General features: G+C 71.8%; 2 protein-coding genes. Both read left to right on the top strand.

Annotated elements, in window-relative coordinates:
• On the top strand, positions 1 to 358 hold a 358-nt coding region (locus tag WBA11_RS07720), incomplete at its 5' end, for a hypothetical protein (RefSeq protein WP_424520120.1).
• 129 nt (positions 359 to 487) lie between these two features.
• Positions 488 to 2,077 (top strand): sialate O-acetylesterase (locus WBA11_RS07715; RefSeq protein WP_424520119.1); only part of this gene is annotated, 1,590 nt, incomplete at its 3' end.

Below are 2,077 nucleotides of genomic sequence, written 5' to 3'. Positions count from 1 at the left end.
AGCGACCCAAGACGACGCCGACGCCGCCCGCGCGCGGTGGCGCTACCCGTACGACGTCGTCCGGCCCGGCGCCCGCATCGGCGTCTACGTCGAGGCCTACGATCTGGGCACCGACGGCGGGCAGTCGCGGTACCAAGTCGTCCGCACCATCGAGGTCGGGCGCGACGGCGAGCGTCGGTTCGTGTCCCAGAGCGCGACCGAGTCCGGCACGTCCTTCCCGACGGCCCGCGAGTTTATCGTGTTGCCCGTGCCGGACGACCTCGAGGACGGCGACACCGTCCACCTCGACGGCTCGATCCGCGACCTTGTGACGGGCCGCGAGGGGAAGTGGTCGCTCTCGTTCGGCGTGGTTCGGTAAAGCGCCTCGAGGGTCCAGACCCAGCGCATCGCGCCGAGTCGGAGCACACCGGCGAAGGGTCAGGGCGTTCGTCGGCGCCCTCGAGGCCGTAGCATGGACGCGACCACGAGGCCGTTCCGCCGCAGCTCCATGCGACTCCTCCCCCTCCTGCTCCTGATGGCCGTCGCCCCCGCCTCGGCCCAACTCCGCCTCCCGCTCGTCCTGAGCGACGGCGCCGTGCTCCAGCGCGACCGGCCGATCCCGGTGTGGGGCTGGACGGCGCCCCACGCCACCGTCTCGGTCGTCCTCGGTGACCAAAGCCGGCTCGCGGAGTCCGATCGCGAGGGACGATGGCGCGTCGTGTTTCCCGCCCTCGAGGCCGGCGGGCCGTACCGACTGTCCGCCACCTCGGGGCAGGACGAGGTCCACGCTCGAGACCTGGTCGTCGGCGACGTCTGGGTGCTTTCTGGACAGTCGAACATGGAGTGGATGGTCCGGGACTCCGACGACGCCCACGCCGAGATCGCAGCGGCCGGCGACGACCGGATCCGGCACTTCAAGGTGCCCCGGAGCTCCGCCACCGAGCCCCAAGACGAGCTGGCCGGCGGCGCGTGGCACGCCGAGTCGCCCGAGACGGTCGGCGACTTCTCGGCCGTCGGCACGTTCTTCGCCCGAGAGATCCGCGCGCGCCACGACGTCCCCATCGGACTCGTCAACACGACGTGGGGCGGGAGCCGCATCGAGCCCTGGATGAGCGCCTCCATGCTGGGCCTCAGCGCCGACGAGCTCACCGCCCTCGAGGACCAGGAGCGCGCGCGCATGGACACCTTTCGAGCCCTCGTCGGCGACCTCCCGGACGTGGACCTCAGCATGGACGGCGACGAGCCGCTGTGGGCGGGCGACCTCGAGGACGGCGACTGGGCCGCGATCCGCGTGCCGGAGCTGTGGGAGACGCAGGGCTACGACGTCCTCGACGGCGTCGCGTGGTACCGGACCACGGTCGAGCTCTCAACGGAGGACATCGCGCACGACCTCACGCTCGGCCTGGGCATGATCGACGACGACGACGTGACCTACGTCAACGGCCTCGAGGTCGGGCGGATGGCCAACGGCTGGAATCGGGAGCGCCGCTACACGGTCCCGGCCTCCGTGCTCCGAGAGGGCGAGAACGTGATCGCGGTCCGGGTGGCGGACCACGGCCTGGGCGGCGGCATCGGCGGGTCCGACGACCTGGTCTACCTCGAGGCCGCCGACGGCACCCGGCGCTCGCTCGCGGGCGACTGGCGGTTCAAGGTGGCGCTCGTCCAGCTCAGTTCCTCGACCAGCGCCACCCAGACTCCGATGGTCTTGTGGAACCAGATGGTGGCCCCGCTCACCGGATTCCCGATCGCGGGCGTGCTGTGGTACCAGGGCGAGGCGAACGGCGGCAGCGTCGAGGACGCCCGCGCGTACAGCGGCCAGTTTCAGTCGATGATCGAGGGCTGGCGCGAGGCGTGGCGCCAGCCGGACCTCCCCTTCTACTGGGTCCAGCTCGCGGCCTTCCGCGCACCGCCGAGCCACGCCAACGACACCGGCATCTGGCCGACGGTCCGCGAGAGTCAGTCGAGCGCGCTCGCCCTCGACCACACGGCCGAGGCCCTCGCCCTCGATGTCGGCGAGGCCGACGACATCCACCCGCGCGACAAGCAGACCGTCGGGTACCGACTCGCGCTCGCGGCTCGCCGCGCGGTGTACGGCGAA

The organism is Rubrivirga sp., from assembly GCF_049648075.1.
Lineage (GTDB): Bacteria > Bacteroidota > Rhodothermia > Rhodothermales > Rubricoccaceae > Rubrivirga.
This window is presented reverse-complemented; position numbering and strand designations above follow the sequence as displayed.